This window comes from Dysgonomonas sp. UBA7630 (assembly GCF_002483985.1).
Lineage (GTDB): Bacteria > Bacteroidota > Bacteroidia > Bacteroidales > Dysgonomonadaceae > Dysgonomonas.
In genome coordinates, this window is the sequence record NZ_DLIY01000028.1 from 1 (window position 1) to 18270 (window position 18270).

Here is an 18270-nt window from a genome sequence, read left to right on the forward strand (position 1 = left end):
AAGATCCGGCGTGCCGTTTCATCCGGTATTTCATCTCTTGTTATAAGCCCTCCGGGAAGCATCCATTTTTCGCCGGCACTGGGTTTGCATAGTAAAACTTTGAGGCTTCCTGAGTGAAATCCGAATATTGTACAGTCGACCGAGATATTAAGATTGAAAATATCCTTTTCTTTTCTCTGAGGCTCGGCAGTAGATTTTTCTTTTTTCATAAAAATTAGAGTTATTGTAGCTTTGTGTTGTAAGTGTTTGTGCTGTCTTTTTTATTATCCAGATAATAGATGTGAAATTCAGCTTTCTCTTTAGCTGTTTTAAGGCTATCGAGCTGCAACATCATTACTGATAACTGATACGATTTGGAAATCGCCGACTTTACCTGTTGCGATAAAGTATATGTATATCTTCCTTGTCCCTCTAAGGTGACAGATAAAGGGCTATTGGTATTTGAGAAAATGAACTTCGCAATTCCATTTTCCTTATTACCTGAGAAACGGATTACTTCATACGTTTTACCCATGTTTGAGAAACGATAATTCAAGCCATCGTCATTTACTGGTATGGATTCAGCAAATGAGCCATCTTTAGACAAAATCTTTATTTTATTATGTTTTTGTCCGCCAATAAATACACTTTCAATATATAACTGTCCATTTTCTTCTACTCCCGAACGAAGAGTTGTAGATGTAATAGATGAGGTTACACTCTCTTTTGGGATATAGCTTCCTGTTTCTTGGTATTGCTTGTTTTGTTGAAAGCTAAACTTCGTTTTCTCTTGTTCTACTTTGGGTTCAAAAGAAGATATAAGCGAATCGCATTGCGCTATTATTTGCTCGTTTTCCCCTCTGCGAATCGAGTCTAACAACAAGATCCCTGCCTGTAATTGAGGAAAAGCTTTCGGGTGATTTGCTTTCAGGCTATCAAGGGTCTGTTTAGCTAAAGCGTATTCAGCCTGCGAATAAAGCTGTCGGGCTGTATTTAGTTGTCTTTGTGCTTCTTTGTTTTCAGATGTACAAGCGAATAGTAAAAATGACAAAAGTATAAATATACTTCTATAAAAAGTTTTCATTGGACTACACTCTGTATAAGTATTCTGGGAAATTGTACTCATGTAATTTTAGGCTAAATTACAAATTAATTTTTAATTTAACATTACTATTGCCTAATAATTGTCTATATTACACTATACGGTATTGGTTTCCACCTATTTGATAGTGATAAAGCTATTTATGTTTTAGTCTGAAAATACTATGCCGCTGAGTGGTTGGTGTCTAGTCCGTTATGGGATATGTGGTTTTTATTTCTTTACTCTTGTCAGTTCATGTTTGAGCATATAGTTAGCAGTTTGAAACATGGCTGCTGAATATAAGTTCATGCTATCTGCTTTCTGTTTGAATTGGGAAAGAATATTGTCGCTACTATTTTCACTATATTCATATAACCCATCTATCTTCGATTTGAAGTTATAAGTATAAAAGTATTTCTCATCGATACATCCAAGCGCATTATCAGAAGAGAAAAACATATACGGACGTTTTGTCTTAAACATGTCTACCCCAAAAGTATTATTCATGTACGAACGGTCTAGTAAACCCATAATGGTAGGGAATACATCAACTTGTCCTCCCGGACTGGAAACCGTTGTGGGCATATCTGTAAACGCGGGAGAGTATATGATTAGTGGGATATGGTTTAGCGAAAGAGGCATTTCATAGGTTTGTGTACCCACTATTTTTCCATGGTCTCCAAGCAGTACAAATATTGTATTTTTAAACCAGCTTTGTTTTTCTGCATCAGCAAAAAACTGCCGTATGGCATCATCTGCAAATGCTACTATTTGGAATTCGGGTTTTGTGCTTACATTTTCAAATTTTGCAGGTATAATATATGGAGGATGATTGCTCACTGTGAGTATTGTTGCAAAAAAAGGAGATGATGTCGGAGCCTTTTCATTTATTTTGTTCAGCGAATAACTGAGTAGAAAATCATCTGCAACACCAAAGCTGTTTTTTAGCATTTTGGGTGGATAGTTTTCTTGAGAATATATTTCTTCAAATCCATTTTCCAATAAGAAAGCATTCATATTGTCATACTGGGACTCGTGCGGCATGAAGAACATCGTTTTATAATTTTGCTCTTGTAATGTATTTGGTAACCCCTGGCATAAAGGGATTGTTACATTTTTCATCATGTTCTTATCAAACAAGGCCGGTAGCCCGTACAGTGTGGCTAAGATACCATGATTGGTATGTGTGCCGGCTGAATAGAAATGATCGAAATAGTATGATTTCTTTATAAGTTGGTTGAGAAATGGAGTTATTTCTTTTCCGTTTTCTGTGACTTTTAGTAGATCGGCAGACATCGATTCCATGAGTATGACAACTACATTCATATCTTTTGCCGTACTTTCAGCTTTAATATATCGGGCAATAGGCGACTTTTGCTCATCAGCCGGGTATAGTCCGAAAAACTTCTGTGTATATGAAATAGCGTCTTTTTCTGAAATAACATTGTCTATGCTATGATGAGTTTTCGATGATTCGATAACATCCCGCAAGAAATAAAAAGAGGGGTTTATTCCCAACTGATTTAAGAATGAATTGTTGCAAAAATAAGCTTGGCTTGTTTTTATCGGATTGTATCCGAAACGCCCCCTGATACCCAATATGCATAGTATGGCAAGGACAATACAAGTTGGAATATAAATGAAATATTCTTTTCCTTTTATATTTTCTTGCTGTAGTTTTAAAAGTCTGTTGCTCAACTTGAAAACCAGATATCCAAAAACAATGACTACCAGAAGAAAAACACCCATATATATGTAATATGATGTTTCTTCGAATATCATTTTGGCTGTTGTACTACTTTCTTCATTCCAATTGAAGATAGAACTGTTCAGATGTTTGAAGAAATAAGCGAAGTAAGGAANNTTATTTACTTTATTAAAAAGACCTAGAATGCAAATTACTACAAGTGGTAATGCTGAGATGTAGCATGCAGTGACATTGTCGAACCAGATACCTCGGATCAAAGCTGAGAAAATCCAACTGGCTTTTGAGGTTACACTTTCTATATGTTGCAGGTTTGTAAGTAATAATAAGGTGCGTTGCAGTGACATTATGATTAATGCCATTATATGTATAGACAATACATATAGAATGCTTATTTTGATTTTTTTCATCGGAATACATACAGAAGCTGTTTAAAAGCAAACACTATGAGGTGTAATTGCCTTATTAAACAGCTTCTTATCTTTGTATATTAGTTAAGTTCTATCAAACAGGAATAGTATTCTACCAAGCAAATAATGGATAATCTTTCATTATTCCATTTACTTTCTCACGTACGGCTTTTATTACTTTTCCGTCTTCCGGATTAGAAAGAACTGTATCTATCAATTCCACTATTTCTCCCATCAAAGGCTCTTTTGCACCACGTGTAGTGATTGCCGGAGTACCGAATCGAAGACCTGATGTAAGGAATGGACTACGGCTATCGAACGGAACCATATTCTTATTGGTGGTGATATCGGCTTCCACAAGTACTCTTTCGGCAAGCTTTCCTGTCAGTTCAGGGAATTTAGGACGCAAATCTATGAGCATAGAGTGATTGTCTGTTCCTCCTGATACTACTTTGTAGCCTTTATCCATAAAAGCTTGAGCCATAACAGCCGCATTCTTTTTCACTTGAGCCTGATAAACTTTGTAGGAAGGATCGAGAGCTTCGCCAAATGAAACTGCTTTAGCTGCAATTACATGTTCTAGCGGCCCGCCTTGAATACCCGGGAATACTGCCGAGTCTAGCAATGCAGACATCATGCGTACTTCTCCTTTCGGAGTTTTCTTGCCCCACGGATTTTCAAAGTCTTTGCCAAGCATAATTGCGCCACCACGTGGTCCACGCAATGTTTTGTGAGTTGTTGTAGTCACAATGTGTGCGTGAGGGAGAGGATTATTAAGCAATCCTGCTGCAACCAGTCCTGCCGGGTGAGCCATATCTACCATAAATATAGCACCTATTTCGTCGGCTATTTTGCGGATACGTGCATAATCCCAGTCGCGAGAATAGGCAGATGCTCCGGCGATGATAACTTTAGGTTTTTCTGCACGGGCAACCTCTTCCATTTGCTCATAGTCTACTTGCTCTGTATCTTGTTTTACATTGTATTCCAATGCATGAAACATCAATCCTGAGAAGTTGACAGGCGAACCATGTGATAAGTGTCCTCCGTGTGAAAGGTTCAGTCCAAGAAATTTATCTCCGGCCTGCATACAAGCAAGGAATACTGCTGCATTTGCCTGAGCTCCCGAGTGTGGTTGTACGTTTGCCCACTCAGCTCCGAATATTTCTTTTAGCCTATCTATAGCTAGCTGTTCGCTAAGGTCTACAATTTCGCATCCCCCATAATATCTTTTGCCCGGATACCCTTCTGCATATTTGTTTGTTAAGCATGATCCCATAGCCTCCATTACTTGTTCACTGACAAAGTTTTCAGAGGCGATAAGTTCAATCCCTTTCAGTTGTCGTTGATACTCTTTTTCAATAATATCAAAAATGGCTGTGTCTCTTTTCATAAACTGATAAAATTATGAGGTAAATAAATCATCAAGCAAAGGTAACTATTTTAGTAATTTATATCGTAGTCTTTTCTTTAATTATTTTCTTGATGTAAAAGCTAGTTTGTATCTTAGATGCAGAAAACATATAATTTTTCGGAGGAAGATTTTTTCTTTAAAGGAATGGATAAAAATATTGTCTCTTTGTATATAGCACATAAGAAATATTAAATTTTATCTATATATACTGGTGTTTCTGCAAAGAGAAAAGTGACACTTATAAACATACGCAAAACTGTCACTTTTGTCACTTTTTATTGAAGTGTCTGTTTGTAAGTTGTTTGAAATCAAATGTAATAGGCGTATAAAGCGTTAGGTGTATAATAAAGCATATATTGAATGAAATTATTCGAAAATAATAAAATACTATTCAGGTCTCTGTTTGTAGTCATTGCTCTTCTTATTGTGGTGGCATCTCTTATTGTGTCACATTTTTTGGTCGAGAATCTATCGAAAGAAGAGAGAAATAAAATTGAGATTTGGGCTGAGGCTACAAAAGAAATGGCTAGCAATGCTGAAAATATGAATATGAATCTGGTTGCTCAGATACTGAAAAGTAATACGACGATACCTGTTATTCTATACGATAAAAAAGAGAATTTTTATACTTCGGCAAATATCGATCTCCCCGAGCTTGACGACCAGATTTTTCTGAAGCAAAGAGCAGAATCTTTTAAGAAAAGGCATGATCCTATCATTATTGAAGCTGAAGGGTTCGACCAGTACATATATTATGATGATTCGTATACGTTAAAACAATTGCAGTTATATCCTTATGTTCAATTGGGTGTGCTGTTTATATTTATGATTACAGCTTTCTTCGCTCTGTTTACTACTATGAGAATGGAACAGGATCGCTTGTGGGTAGGGTTGTCGAAAGAGACTGCTCATCAGTTAGGGACGCCTATATCGTCTTTGCTGGCATGGCTGGAATATCTGAAACTCAAAGAAACGGATCAGTCTATTGTAAGAGATATGGAGAAAGATGTAGACCGACTGCAAATGATTACGGATCGGTTTTCTAAAATAGGTTCGGTTCCTGCCTTAGAGCCTAAAAATATGGTAGATATAATTCATCGATCGATTGCTTATCTCGAAAAGCGGATATCAAAGAAAGTTGTTTTTGTTGTAGAACTGTCAGATAAGCCTCTCTATGCACAGGTGAACGAGCCATTGCTAAGCTGGGTAATAGAAAATCTTACCAAAAATGCTGTTGATGCTATGAGCGGACAAGGGCAAATAATATATCGGCTTTCTGAAAAAGGGAAGTTTGTATCCCTCGATATACAAGATACAGGGAAGGGAATTCCCAAATCTAAGTTTAGAACTATTTTTAATCCCGGCTATACAACAAAATCGAGAGGCTGGGGGCTTGGACTCTCATTAGCCAAACGTATCATTGAGTCTTATCACAAGGGGCGAATTTATGTAAAAACGTCAGAAATCGGTGTGGGGACAACATTCTGTATTGAGTTAAAAAAGGCTGAATAGTGTCATCCGGATAACTTTTTAACTGTTAAATCGGATAATTTTCTTATTTTTGTCGCAATTCAATTTATTTTTAATAATTCTATAAAGACTGATGACTAAATTCTCAAAAGCCTTTTGGGTCGCCAACACAGTTGAGCTGTTGGAGCGGCTAGCGTATTATGCAATTTTTATTTCATTAACCTTATATCTATCCAATGTATGGGGCTTCAATGATGTTGAGGCCGGTATTATCGCCGGTTCGTTTTCTGCATTGTTGTATTTCTTACCCACATTTGTTGGTGCATATTCTGATAGAATCGGTTTCCGTAAAGCTATAATGGTTGCCTTTGCTCTACTTACTGTCGGGTACTTTGGATTAGGCTTAGTACCTACTCTTTTGGAGAGTGCAGGACTTGTGCAATATGGTGCTGCCAATGCAGTCGGATTAGAACCCGGCTCTAAAGATAGCGGGCTGGTAATAGAGACTTTCCGTTCCTTTTTTAACTCTTTAGGTGTAGGTAATTTTGACAGATACACCACGTTTACAGGTCTCAGAGATAGTATGCAGCAATGGACAATTGTCCCTATACTGTTATTGATTGTTGTGGGTGGAGCTTTTATAAAATCCGTAATCTCGGGTACTGTGGCTAAAGAAACGACTACAGAAACACGAGCAAGAGGTTTTGCTATTTTCTATATGATGGTGAATATCGGAGCTTTTACAGGTAAGACTGTAGTTGATCCGCTTCGTAAAAGTATTGGAGATCAGGGTTTGGTCTACCTGAACTATTTTTCGGGAACGATGACTTTAATTGCTCTTGTTATCGTTTTCTTCATGTATAAGTCGACACAAACGGCAGGACAAGGCAAGAGCCTTTCGGAGATATGGCAAGCCTTGATAAAGGTGTGTAAGAACGGACGCCTTGTTGCTCTCATTCTTATCACCAGCGGTTTCTGGATTGTACAGCAGCAGATGTATGCCTCTATGCCTAAATATGTAATCCGTATGGTAGGAGCAGATGCTTCTCCGGGATGGATTGCTAACGTAAACCCTTTCTTCGTCTTCCTATTGGTAAACTTGATTACCACGATAATGAAAAAGCGCTCGCCTTTATCGTCCATCATGGTAGGTATGTTTATTATACCTTTCTCAGCATTGATCATGTCCTTTGGAAATATAATGGGTGGTGATCCTATTTCTGTATTTGGACTTACGACCATACATCCTGTAACGCTTACCCTTATCGTGGGTATCGCCTTTCAGGCCATAGCTGAATGTTTTATCTCTCCTCGTTTTCTCGAGTATTTTTCATTGCAATCGCCTAAAGGAGAGGAGGGGCTTTATCTTGGATTCAGCCATTTACATTCATTCGTTTCCTCGTTGGTCAGCTTTATTGTTGCCGGTTTCTTATTGGAAAGATTTTGTCCCGATCCCTTGTCGGAGCGCTTTGCCAACTCGACTAACTTTGCGGCGGATTACGCAGCAGCTACAGCCAACGCCCATTACTTATGGTATGTATTCTTTGCCATAGGGCTAGTTTCGGCCATTGCTTTGGTTATATACGGTATAGTCGTGCGAAGAATAGATGCAAAAAAAGTGATAGAATAATTTATAGATAGTGAAAATATTAAAATCCTCAGGAATATTTTTCTGGGGATTTTTTTGTTAAAATTTCTATTTTATCATATTTTATCTAAAAAAGTGCTATTGTTCGATATTACATGTATTTTTACAGGATTATTAAGCTATTATCAACTTAACAAGAATCTTATGGAAGGCTTTCTGATATTATTAGTTATCATTATATTAATCGTCATAGTTGTATTTCCCATTATTATATATGCAAAAGTAAGTTCTATCCGCAACGATATTGAATATTTGAACAATAGTTTCAATGATCTGAACTTTAAACTAACACGTTTTTTTAAAGAAGCTGGTTCTCAAGGAGCAGTAAAAGAAAGACTTGAGGTAGTTGATGAGCTGTCGGCTATGGAGAACGTAAATTCAACAGATGTAGAAGTCAAGGAGCCGGAGGCTGTAGATGAGACTTCTCTTCCGGATATTCATATCGCTGCGTTTAAAGAAATGGTACTCGATGACGAGCCTGTCGAGGAGATAATATCAGTCGTTAATGAACAGAAAGAAGAAACTATTCCTTCGTTTGCCGCTTCTATCGTTCATGAAAAAGAAGAAGCTGTTGTAGAGAGTATACTTCAAGCATCCGAGCCAGCTTCTACAAATGAGACTATGGATTCTGAGCGAAACTTTGTAGAAAGATTTCTTGGTGAAAACTGGCTGAGCAAAGTAGGGATTGTGACTTTGGTGTTGGGTATTGCCTTCTTTGTAAAATATGCTATAGACCGTGATTGGATTAATGAAATCGGACGTGTAGGTATAGGATTGCTTACCGGAGGTATAATCATCGGTATAGCTCATAAGCTCAAAAAACAATATCATGTCTTTTCTTCGATACTGGTAGGTGGTGGTATTTCTGTCTTTTATATTACAATAACATTGGCATTTAGAGAGTATGAATTGTTTAGCCAACCCATTGCTTTTGTATTGCTTATAGCCATAACAGTTTTCTCTGTTATTCTCTCACTCTTATATGACCGCAAAGAATTGGCCATATTTTCTTTGCTTGGTGGCTTTGCATCACCACTGATGATAAGTACAGGAGCTGGAAATTATATTGTACTGTTCTCTTATATATTAATTCTGAATACAGGTATGCTTGTCATTTCTTTTGCTAAGAAGTGGCGTGTTATAGGTATTATGTGTTATGTGCTTACTTTGGGATTCTTTTGGAGTTGGTTGTTAACCGCTTATCGAGATCATAGTTTAGTACTTGTTACGCTGTTTGCTGTATTGTTTTTCGTGCAGTTTTATCTATTGGCTATAATAGATCACCTGAGGACAGAAAAAAAGGTTACGGCCTATCAGAGTTTACTTATATTATCCAATAACTTGTTTGTATTCCTTGCCTGTTTATATGTTTGGGATCAATATCAATACGATGTAAGGGGGCTAATAACAATAGTTTTGGCAGTGTTTAATGCAATTGTTATGTTTACCTTATTCCGACGTAGCGAAGTGGATCGGAATCTCATATATCTGATTATAGCTGTAGTGATGACTTTTGTCAGTCTGGCTATTCCGATACAGCTCAATGGCCATGTTATTACCATGTTTTGGGCTGCTGAGGCTGTTGTCTTGTTATTGCTGTGGCGTAGATCACGTATTAATGTGTTTTGGTTCGGCTTTGGTATCATCTGTTTGCTAACGGTAATTTCTTATGTGATGGATATTCACAACAATTATTCTTACGATCCCGAATTACCAATATTGGTGAATAGGATAGTTATCACAGGAATAGTGGTAATAGTAGCTTCTGCCATTTGTTTGTTTATCAAGAGAAAAGAAGATCCTGATATGGAAATCGAAATACGAGGATTTGACTTATTATCAGTCGGTGCTGTAGTCAAGGTATTTAAATATGTTCTTATTACTTTGGCTTATGTAATGCCATTCTTAGAGCTAAACTATCAATTAGAACGCTTTACAGATATTGACTTTTACTCGAGCTTTAGGTATTTGTGTATGGCTACATATACAGCCTTGTATATCGCATTATTGGCTTTTATATACAGGAGAAAAGCTTCGGCAGCTTTTACTTATGTTTTATTGCTTGCTTCTATGATTTGTTATGGCGCTTTCTATTCATATATGGCTATAGACCTGCGCTTCGATATATTCTATGGCGGTATGTATAGTACAGCTCATTTTCTGATACATTACCTATCATTACCGGCCGTTATATATATCGCTTACTTGCTTGTGAAAAATATAAAGTCATTGCCTCAAGAATGGTTCTCTCCTATATGCTGGGTGTTGGTTGTCTTATGTGTACTGATATTAAGTATAGAAACCGATCATACTATCATTGCATTGTTTGGGAATGTAGAGAATTATGACTTCTTGTTATACGATGTCCATACCTTTGGTTATCCTATCTTATGGGGTGTTTTGGCAATGATTTTGATGATATGGGGCTTGAATGGAAAAGAGGTGTTGCTGCGTAAAATATCACTGATATTCTTTGGTGTTATTATACTCAAGTTTTATGCTTACGATGTGTGGCGTATGTCACAGGCCGGTCGGATTGTGTCGTTCATTATTTTGGGAGTTATCCTGTTGTCGGTATCCTTCTTGCAACAGAAGATAAAAACATTGGTAAAAGCTGATGAAGTAGAAGAAATTGAAGAAAATAAGGAATAAAAACTAAGACTGATGAAAAGAATAATATTTACATATCTGCTTTCTCTTTTTCTCTTTCAAGTCTCTGGGCAGTCACTTTGGCGTGCAGAAATAAAGCCTGTACAGGAAAAAGGCTATTATAATATAGAACTAGATCAGCATATAATAGCGAAGTCTGTTGCGTTTGACTTGTCCGATTTGAGGATATACAATAGTAAAAATAAAGAGATCCCTTATTTTCTGCGAGCGGTGAGTCCGGTGCAGGAAGTAAGTCGATTTGAAAGCTATTCATTAAAGCAGAATATTGAAAAGGATAGTCTTAATATTGTTGTTATAGATAATACAAAGCTAGATGATATAAGTCGTTTTTATATTTTTATACGTAGTGCCGACGTCAATAAATATGCTTCAGTGAGAGGGAGTAATGATATGTCGCAATGGTATATCGTAAAGCAGAAAACCCATATTTATAGCTTGGGGCACAAGGCGGATAATAACGAAGAAGCCTTACTGCTCGATATTCCCCAAGGAAACTATAAGTATTATGAGATAACGATTGAAAATGATCAAAACAGTCCGTTGAAAATATTAAGGGTAGGTGATTATGCAAGCTCTAATATTTATGGACAGTTTTCTGAAATCAGTCTAGGGCGGTTTGTGGCAAAAGATAGTATAAATAAAAAGACATATATCAGTTTTCCCGATTTGCACGACACATATAAGATCAATCGACTGGAGATATCGGTACAAAGTGATGCTCATTATTTGCGGCATGTTCTTTTATCTGATACAATCAACAGAAAGACTTTAAGGTTCGATTTGTCGTCCAAAACGGATAACTCTTTCATCGTCGATTATTTTCCTCTTGGTAAGCAAACCTTTATAGCTATCGAGAATAACAATAATCTCCCGTTAGATATTACTTCAATCAAAGCGTATGGGTTGAATCGTTATTTGTGCGCTTACCTGGAGCAGGGTGAAAAGTATTATTTGGAGGTTGGACTGAAGTCTAAATCATCACCTGATTATGACATAGATCACTTTAAGAATGATATTCCTGTAGATTTACCTATTGTTAAAACTGAGAATCTATCTCAGATAGATATAGCAATTGCTGCTCCGCCTGATAGGCAGCCCTCACTGATTGAAAAGCCTCTTTTCTTATGGACGGTTATTATTCTAATTGGTTTATTTCTGACTTTTGTCTGTTACAAGACTATTAAGGAAATGAAGAAAAAATAGGATAGAGGCCATCAGGTTATATCTTTTGTTCTAATTTATCTTATATAAGTGATCCGTGATATAGATATCCTTTTTATAGCTTAATATGGAAAAGTGACGATAAAAAATAAGTAAAAAAGTGTCACTTTTGTCACCTTTTTCTAAAGCTCTCGAGATAGCCGGTGTTGCTATCACCAAAAAGCGAAAAAATAGAATTATCTTTGCACGCATTTTATACTCAAATAAAGATCAATGGCCAGAAAGAAAAAAGAACTTCCGTTAATAGAAAATGTAGAGATCGTAGATGTAGCCGCAGAAGGCAAAGCGATAGCCAAGGTAGACGATTTGGTTGTGTTTATACCATACGTTGTGCCGGGCGACGTGATCGATTTGCAAATAACCCGCAAGAAAAATAAATATGCGGAAGGGAAGCCTGTCCGTTTTATCTCATACTCACCAAACCGTACAGAAGCATTCTGTGAACATTTCGGTATCTGTGGCGGCTGTAAATGGCAAGTCCTGCCCTATGCGGAGCAATTAAAGTATAAGCAAAAGCAGGTTGAGGATAATTTGACACGTATCGGAAAAATAGAGTTACCCGATATTCATCATATATTAGGTTCGGAAAAAGCACAGTTTTATAGAAACAAATTAGAGTTCACTTTTTCGAATAAAAAATGGCTTACCTTGGAGCAAATCAATTCCGGCGAAAGTTTTGATAATATGAATGCGTTGGGCTTTCACATTCCGGGTATGTTTGATAAGGTGTTGGATATAGACAAATGCTGGCTGCAAGATGATATATCGAATCAGATTCGCAATTTTATACGTCAATACTGTTACGATAAAAACTATACTTTCTTTGATTTAAGAAATAGAGGAGGATTGATGCGCAACCTTATTGTACGGACATCCACAACGGGTGAACTGATGGTGATTGTTGTATTCTATGATGATGAAAAAGAACAACAAGAAGACTTATTGACGGCTGTTGCCACAGAGTTTCCTCAAATAACGTCATTACTCTATATTGTCAATCAGAAAGCGAATGATACTATAACAGATCAAGACGTTCTGGTATGGAAAGGAAATGATTGTATATATGAAGAGATGGAAGGCTTAAAGTTTAAGATAGGTCCTAAGTCTTTTTATCAGACAAATAGCGAGCAAGCTTATAACTTGTATAAAATAGCACGTGATTTTGCAAATCTATCGGGCGATGAACTTGTATATGACCTCTATACAGGTACAGGTACTATTGCCAACTTTGTAGCCTCTAAGGCAAAGAAAGTGATAGGGATAGAATATGTAGAGGATGCGATCTTGGACGCAAGAGTTAATTCCCAAATAAATAAGATAGATAATACGCTGTTTTATGCAGGCGATATGAAAGATATCCTTACACAGGACTTCATCAATGAGCACGGACGCCCTGATGTGATTATCACTGACCCTCCACGTGCAGGTATGCATGATGATGTGATAAAGACAATTCTTTTTGCCGAGCCCGATCGTATTGTATATGTTAGTTGTAATCCGGCTACTCAGGCACGTGACTTATCTTTGTTGGACGAAAAATATAAAGTGGAAAGAGTACAGCCTGTAGATATGTTTCCTCATACACATCATGTAGAGAATGTAGTATTGCTGGCGAAGAAATAAGAATTAGTTAAAAGCAGAGAAAGAGGCATACTCGTTGGAATATACCTCTTTCTCTGCTTTTAAGAATTATATCTTTTTATACTCTATTCTTTTTTCTTAAATAAGGATATTATCCAAAGCAGTACGATTGCTCCTATAGTAGACATTACCAGGTTGCCTAGAATACCGTTTACATCCAACCCGAGCAGTGTAAATATCCATCCACCGAGTAATCCTCCGACAATACCGACTATAAGGTTTAGTATAAGTCCGAAGCCACTGCCTTTCATAATCTTGCCGGCTATAAATCCGGCAGCTATACCTATAATTATCGACCAAATGAATCCCATACTCTTTTATTTTTATGTTAATAAAATTGAACTCTATCTTTTATAACACGCTTAATAAAGATATGGTTTGCTTCTTGCATTATTTCTTAATATAACTTTGCAGATTTTTTACGTATTTGTCAAATGCATCTATGCCTGTTTGAGTTATTTTGCAAACGGTGCGGGGTTTCTTCCCATCAATGAATTTGCGGACGTTGATATATCCGGCTTCGCTTAATTTTTCTATTTGTACGCTCAAGTTACCCGCAGTTGAACCTGTCTTCTCTCGGATGAAGACAAAGTCAGCTTCTTCTACAGATAGCAGCAATGATATTACTGCCAGCCGTAGTTGCGAGTGTAAGAGTGGATCAAGCTCTTTAAACATTTTTAACGGCTTTACGGTTTGCTATATGTACCGGTACACAAAGTCCAAGGATAGCACATATACCCAAGATAATAAATTGAATATCACCACTGGCAAAAATATAACTTAATGTGCACATTAAGGCTCCTCCCCAAAAAATACATGCTCCATAAAGGTATGGTCTGAATCGGCAAGCGATCGAGGTTGTAAATTGTGCTGCACCCATCATTGTTAAAATTATAGGGGTTATGAGGATTCCCAGAAAGCCTGAATGTAAAGCGTATGCTGCTCCATAAATAGTTATAAGAAAGATAGCAACAGATATAGCAAATGCATTCCAGATGTGTCTTACTATTTTATCTATATGTGTTTTCACTGTCGCACTTCTCGAATATCTCCTCTTTATTATTCTTGATATTATTATCATTGGTATCATTGTTAGCCAAATCCAGAATGATTGGTTTGGATCGTCTAATGTATGGATGAGGATGAAATTGGCAAAAGCGGTTGCTGCCACTACATATCCACTGAATATACTCGTTCTAATGCCTCCTTCCTGAAAATTGTTTCTCGCTTGCGAGATCATTTCATTGATAAGCTTCAAGCTATCTTGTTCGGTGAAATTATTTTCCATTATGCCGGTATTATTTTATTTATTGCACTTCGCTGAAATTTGTATCATAAAAGTTTCGCCCCAATGCGGTTGGCCTATTGTTTTTTGTTCTTTTTGATATAGTAATTTTGCTTTACTTATCTCTTCACAAAAATCATGTTTCGAGCGAATAAAGTCTGGTAAAAAACTTTCATAAAAAGCCAATAAAAAGATTGGTCTCGGATTTTCCGGGTTCAGCTTTATAGCCTTCTCATAGTTACTGATTACATCATTAAAATATTTTTGTCCATTTACTGCGGGATTAGTCATCGATAATCCATTGTAATAATACCCATACAAAGTACTGACTTCTGACTTGTCGGCATCGGTAAATGAATTTAGCTTGTCAAGACTTGCTTTTACCGTTTCGAGAATGGCTTCATTGTTTTCTGCCTTCGGGCTGTAATATACCATTTGTATTCCTGTGTATGCTACATAGTAAAGAGGTAGCCATTCTTTGTCATATTTCAAAGATATCCGTTCAAATTGATTCCGGATTGTTTGTAACTCGTTTACCGATTTGGCCGAATCTAATTTTAATACTGTTTTCTCCATTACTTTCAAATAGGTTGAATCAGTATTTGTTATTGCTGATAAAGCCATTGGTACAATTAGTATTGCTATACAAAGATAAAATTTAAACGTTTTCATAAGAATATAATTAAGGGTTAATGTTTTATTTTAAAATGTTGCCGGATCGTATGCTACTTTTCCACTCAGTGTCCAGAAGAATCCGATGAAGAAGAAATTATTTTGATACGACTTTATAGGCTTTGCTTCATATCTGCCCGATGTATTCGGGTTCGGATTATAATCATACCCATATATGTTGGTTCTGCCAAGAATATTTGAAGCACTCGCATATATGATTAGCCTTTTGTGTGCCAATACAGTCCAGCTAACATCCAAAGAGTTGTAAGCGGGAGTTGTTTCGTTCATTACACCGGGCAGATTGGGATTGTGATATGCACGCCCACTGGCAAAACGGTTTGTAACTCCAATTATGCTTTTTAATTTTTCGTTCGAATATCTTAGAATGACCGATGCATTATGTTTTGTAACAAATGGCGGCGTAACTTTTTTATTGTATTCGGCATATTTTCGCTTCGAATCATTGTATGAATACGATAGCATATATTCTAAGGATTGCTTGTTCCCTGTTCTGAACCCATCTTTATACATTAGGTCTACGCCTTGGCTATATCCATGTCCATCAGAGTGATAAAAGTCGTCATATATGGTAGTTAGTTTATTATATTTCTTGTGGTAAACTTCTACTCTGAATACTCGATAATTTGTAATTGTATTTTGTGCACTTAGTATATATTGTGTTGTATTCTCTTGTGACAGGTGATTGTTGTAAATCAAATTTTCGTTGGGGGAAGTTTGCTGATATTTTCCTGCGACAGCCGATAATACAATGTCTTTCTTTATATTGTAGTTTAAGGCAATGCGGGGAAGTAGAGCAAAAGACTTGTCTAACGAAGCATACTCGATACGTGATGATGCGTTTAAGAGCAGCTTGTCTGATAGATTAAAATCATTGCTGAAGAATAATCCTTCGATATTATGATTTACTTTTCTTTCTATACTTTTCTCGTCCATGTAAGTCATTTCATATTTTCTGACCAACGCTTCTGTACCTACTGCAAGCTTATACAAGCTCGAAAATCTTTTCTCAGCCTTTGTTTTTAAATGGAGTTCACTTTCATCCGACTTAAACAAGTCATTCGGTACTCTGGCATTATTTATATTCTTCTTATTCCATGAATAAGCTACTCCGGCGAAGTAATTTATCCCATTGGTAAATCGCTTTTTGAATGTGCTGTTTAGGTATAGGTTATCTTCATCAAAATCTAGTTTGCGATCAATATTACTGAATGCGGGAGTCTCTCTTTTCTTAAAAAGAGTTTTCTCGTAAGTGAAATATGTTTTAAGATATGTTTTGTCTTCTAGCTTAAACCGAAACTGATTGGCTGCCGATATTCCTTGATAATACTTATCCCAATCCGGCTTTTCGTCAGGGAATATAAGTTTTGTATATGGCTCAAGATTTGTATAATTTACATCAAAAGAAGCTGATCCTTTATCCCACGATTTTGTGCCTCCCGTTCCCAAGCCTACACTAGTTAGGCTAGCTCCTATCTTCGTAATAGTGCTTTCGTCTTTAGTCGACAAGGGCAGTACGCTCGACAAACTTTGAGTATACTCCGGCGAGAAGCCTCCCGTAGAGAAGTTTATCGCATCAAATATAAATGTAGAGTGCCTTCCCCTCACTGCTGTGTTTGCCGGCATGGATGTATATGGCGACATTACGTGCATCTCGTCTATATAGGTCTGAGTCTCATAACTGCTTCCGCCTCTTACTTGCAGTTTGCCGTCTGTGCCGGATATTTGAGCACCGGGTAAGTTTGTTATAGATTTATATAAATCTCCTTCCGAGCCTGCCGCTGTAACTAGATCGATAGCATTCTTTTTTTCCAGATTCGATCCTCCTTTTAGCTGGAAACTACCTGCCGTAACGACTACTTCATTCAAGTTTGTTAGGTCGGGCTTCAGGTTAATAGCTAAGTTGTTCAATTTCGAAACATCGGAAGTGATAGAGAACGGTTTATATCCTACAGCNNACAAATGAAGCTATCAGCGTAACAGACCCTTTCTCTTCAGTTTCTAAAACAAAGTGTCCGTTCTCATCGGTACTCGTTCCATCCACTGTATTTTCTATATAAACATTTGCGAAAGCTATGCCTTTGCTGTTTTCGTCTCGTACATATCCTTGTATTTGAATCTGGCTAAATGCCCTGACTGATAGCGTTAATAGAGTTATTATAAGAGTTAACCGGAGTATCATATTTTTTACTTAAAGTGATTTATAATATTTTATTCTGTAAATGTAAAGTAGTTTATGGTATAAACCGAATTATTTTATAAATAATTGAAATAAATATTCTTCGTCTTGTCTAATTTGTTGATTATATCTACATTTATAAGTGGATAATAAATCTAAAGATTATGGATGAACTGGTTACTTTAAAAAGCGCTGACTTTGAAGCTAATTTGGCTATAGCAAAATCATTTCTGATTGACAATGGCATAGACTGTGTTGTAAATGGAGAATATCTTACTGTTTACACCGCAGGGTTAGGTACAGCCAGATTACAGGTCAGATCGGAGGATTACAGGCGTGCCGCAGAGTTACTTATAGAAGGTGGCTTTGCTAAGCGAGAAGATTTTGACTTCGAGAAATATCAATAGAAGATGAAGAAGAGTTGAAGATTTATTCAACTCTTTTTCTTATCATACCTTTGTATTCCGGGTCGTAATTCTGTATCCACCATTTATACATTATGGTTGCCGTAATACAATATATTCCTGCCTGTATCCAAAGAGCTATATATTCGAACCACACATCATTCAGAGTAGCTCCCATTGTGTTTATTTTTATAAATCCGTGAATACCCGGTGTAGACGGAACAATATATGCTATCGCCTTTATGGCTGTAGGTATCTCAGTCCAAGGCCAAGATATACCCGATATAAATATAAATATGACACTGGTAAATACAAACAACATCATTCCAAATTCACGCTGCGAGCAGAAGTAGGAGAGTGTCATTGTAAAGAATGTAGCCGATAACAGGAACGGCATAAGAAATGCTGCAATTGTCAATGGGTCTCCTATCTGCGGAAACTTGAAGATATATGGTATTACCCGTAGTACCCAT

16 protein-coding genes and 1 pseudogene are annotated in these 18270 nt (G+C 36.9%); 6 read left to right on the forward strand and 11 right to left on the reverse strand.

Annotated features, from left to right (window positions below):
• The 4 genes and pseudogenes from B3P17_RS12090 to glyA form a co-directional block, all read right to left on the reverse strand.
• Positions 1-209: pseudogene (locus B3P17_RS12090) on the reverse strand (NUDIX hydrolase); the annotation flags it as partial.
• 11 nt (positions 210-220) lie between these two features.
• Complete coding sequence (locus tag B3P17_RS12095) at positions 221-1105, reverse strand: hypothetical protein (protein WP_291105641.1); 885 nt, start codon at positions 1103-1105, stop codon at positions 221-223.
• Positions 1106-1291: 186 nt separating this feature from the next.
• Positions 1292-3175: an LTA synthase family protein gene (locus tag B3P17_RS12100; RefSeq protein WP_422653397.1), complete on the reverse strand. Its 1884-nt coding sequence runs from the start codon at positions 3173-3175 to the stop codon at positions 1292-1294.
• Between the two features lie 112 nt (positions 3176-3287).
• Positions 3288-4568, reverse strand: a complete 1281-nt coding sequence (glyA, locus tag B3P17_RS12105; protein WP_252638442.1) for a serine hydroxymethyltransferase — start codon at positions 4566-4568, stop codon at positions 3288-3290.
• Between the two features lie 381 nt (positions 4569-4949).
• Between glyA and B3P17_RS12110 the strand changes: the two genes are divergently transcribed.
• From B3P17_RS12110 to rlmD, 5 genes are all read left to right on the forward strand, one after another.
• Positions 4950-6101, forward strand: coding sequence for a sensor histidine kinase (locus B3P17_RS12110; RefSeq protein WP_252638443.1), 1152 nt, complete (start codon positions 4950-4952; stop codon positions 6099-6101).
• Between the two features lie 91 nt (positions 6102-6192).
• The gene (locus B3P17_RS12115) at positions 6193-7689 is read left to right on the forward strand and encodes an MFS transporter (RefSeq protein ID WP_252638444.1); all 1497 of its coding nucleotides are present in this window, start codon (positions 6193-6195) and stop codon (positions 7687-7689) included.
• A 162-nt stretch (positions 7690-7851) separates the two neighbouring features.
• Positions 7852-10359: a DUF2339 domain-containing protein gene (locus B3P17_RS12120; protein WP_291105647.1), complete on the forward strand. Its 2508-nt coding sequence runs from the start codon at positions 7852-7854 to the stop codon at positions 10357-10359.
• A gap of 12 nt (positions 10360-10371) precedes the next feature.
• The gene (locus B3P17_RS12125; protein WP_252638446.1) at positions 10372-11580 is read left to right on the forward strand and encodes a hypothetical protein; all 1209 of its coding nucleotides are present in this window, start codon (positions 10372-10374) and stop codon (positions 11578-11580) included.
• 231 nt (positions 11581-11811) lie between these two features.
• Positions 11812-13221 carry a 23S rRNA (uracil(1939)-C(5))-methyltransferase RlmD gene (gene rlmD, locus B3P17_RS12130; protein WP_252638447.1) on the forward strand — a complete coding sequence of 470 codons (1410 nt, stop codon included), beginning with the start codon at positions 11812-11814 and terminating at the stop codon, positions 13219-13221.
• 83 nt (positions 13222-13304) lie between these two features.
• On the opposite strand, the gene B3P17_RS12135 is transcribed toward rlmD, so the two are convergent.
• The 6 genes from B3P17_RS12135 to B3P17_RS12160 all read right to left on the reverse strand — a co-directional run bounded on the left by B3P17_RS12135 (position 13305) and on the right by B3P17_RS12160 (position 17396).
• Positions 13305-13550 (reverse strand): GlsB/YeaQ/YmgE family stress response membrane protein, encoded by a 246-nt coding sequence (locus tag B3P17_RS12135; protein WP_252638448.1) that lies wholly within the window; start codon positions 13548-13550, stop codon positions 13305-13307.
• Positions 13551-13629: 79 nt separating this feature from the next.
• Positions 13630-13914: a winged helix-turn-helix domain-containing protein gene (locus tag B3P17_RS12140; protein WP_252638449.1), complete on the reverse strand. Its 285-nt coding sequence runs from the start codon at positions 13912-13914 to the stop codon at positions 13630-13632.
• Positions 13907-14527 carry a hypothetical protein gene (locus B3P17_RS12145; RefSeq protein ID WP_252638450.1) on the reverse strand — a complete coding sequence of 207 codons (621 nt, stop codon included), beginning with the start codon at positions 14525-14527 and terminating at the stop codon, positions 13907-13909. Before B3P17_RS12145 ends, B3P17_RS12140 begins: the two co-directional genes overlap by 8 nt.
• Positions 14528-14542: 15 nt before the next feature.
• The gene (locus B3P17_RS12150; protein WP_252638451.1) at positions 14543-15196 is read right to left on the reverse strand and encodes a hypothetical protein; all 654 of its coding nucleotides are present in this window, start codon (positions 15194-15196) and stop codon (positions 14543-14545) included.
• Between the two features lie 30 nt (positions 15197-15226).
• Positions 15227-17125, reverse strand: coding sequence for a TonB-dependent receptor plug domain-containing protein (locus tag B3P17_RS12155; RefSeq protein ID WP_291105652.1), 1899 nt, complete (start codon positions 17123-17125; stop codon positions 15227-15229).
• Positions 17126-17156: 31 nt separating this feature from the next.
• Complete coding sequence (locus B3P17_RS12160) at positions 17157-17396, reverse strand: carboxypeptidase-like regulatory domain-containing protein (protein WP_291105654.1); 240 nt, start codon at positions 17394-17396, stop codon at positions 17157-17159.
• 161 nt (positions 17397-17557) lie between these two features.
• Here B3P17_RS12160 and B3P17_RS12165 point away from each other — a divergent pair, with 161 nt between their 5' ends.
• Positions 17558-17800: a putative signal transducing protein gene (locus B3P17_RS12165; protein WP_006841975.1), complete on the forward strand. Its 243-nt coding sequence runs from the start codon at positions 17558-17560 to the stop codon at positions 17798-17800.
• Positions 17801-17822: 22 nt separating this feature from the next.
• Here B3P17_RS12165 and B3P17_RS12170 read toward each other — a convergent pair.
• Positions 17823-18270: ABC transporter permease (locus B3P17_RS12170; RefSeq protein WP_291105656.1), on the reverse strand; the 448-nt coding region annotated here is incomplete at its 5' end.